This is a genomic window from Neisseria sp. P0009.S007 (assembly GCF_051962515.1).
In genome coordinates, this window is the sequence record NZ_JBQCVF010000438.1 from 1 (window position 1) to 1149 (window position 1149).

2 protein-coding genes are annotated in these 1149 nt (G+C 45.8%); one reads left to right on the forward strand and one right to left on the reverse strand.

The annotated features are described in order from the left end of the window. The coding region (locus ACTHS3_RS13880; protein ID WP_440368239.1) for a hypothetical protein at nt 1-369 on the forward strand (369 nt) is incomplete at its 5' end. A 46-nt stretch (nt 370-415) separates the two neighbouring features. On the opposite strand, the gene ACTHS3_RS13885 is transcribed toward ACTHS3_RS13880, so the two are convergent. After that, complete coding sequence (locus ACTHS3_RS13885; RefSeq protein WP_070609003.1) at nt 416-1132, reverse strand: S-methyl-5'-thioinosine phosphorylase; 717 nt, start codon at nt 1130-1132, stop codon at nt 416-418. Between the last annotated feature and the right edge of the window lie 17 nt (nt 1133-1149).

The following is a 1149-nucleotide window of genomic DNA, read 5'->3' on the forward strand; positions in this document are numbered from 1 at the left end:
CCTAAAGGCTTGTTGGTACAAAAAGGCTGGAATATTTGGCTTTATGGCGATATCGAACTGCATTTCTCCGACAATCGTTTGACACAGATTCGCGCTGATTTTCAGCCTGATGCTGCATTAAGCGGCGGCCGTTGGGTAAAGTTGAATCCATGGTTTTTTGCAAATGGCTGCCTTGATGTATACGCTGTCATTCAACGCTTGGTGCAACGCAATATCGATTTTATTAAAACGGAAACGCATACCAATTTGATTTTGCAGTTGCAAAGTGGGGTTGAATTGATTTTTGAAAAATGTCAGGGTATGAAACTTGCCTCGTTCCGCAAACAAAAAGCCTCCCTGCCCCATTGGGCGCGTGAAACGGCTTCTTAAATAAAACAATGCCATCTGAAAACATCATTTCAGACGGCATGATCAATTACAAACCATTCAATAATTGTCGGATTTTCGTCATCGCCATAGAAGTCTGTTCATTACAGCCCACAGTCCCTACTCCGCTATCAAAGCAATCAATGCTACTGACGCTGCAAAAGTGGGCATAGGCCATTTTCAACTCTCTGGCCAAAACGGCTTCGGGCATGCCGGTCATACCGAGTACATCTACGCCGTCACGTCGATAACGGGCGATTTCTGCGCGAGTTGGACGGCGCGGACCTTGCAGGCAGCCATAAACGGCAGAATCGTAAATCGGCACATTGTGTGCTTTCGTGATATTTAACAATTCTTGTCGCAATTCATCGCAATAAGGGTTGAAAAAATCGGTATGGACAACCGGACATTCTTGGCCTTCAAAAAAAGTATCTTTGCGGCCATAGGTATAGTCGATCAAATCGTCCGGCAACACCAAACTGCCGTTTTCAAAATCGGGGTTGATACCGACAACTGAAGAAATGGCAATGATGTTTTCGACGCCTAAAGAATGTAACGCCCAGATATTAGCGCGGTAGTTGATTTCATGCGGCGCGATGGTATGGCTGAAGCCGTGTCGGGCAAGGAAAACAATATCCAAGCGCCCCAACCTGCCGAACAAAATAGGGCTGCTGGTTAAGCCGTATGGAGTGCGTACAATTTTTCGTTCAGTAATTTCGAGTTCCGGCAGTTTGGTCAAACCGCTGCCGCCGATAATGGCTAACATATAGACTTCCTTTGTTA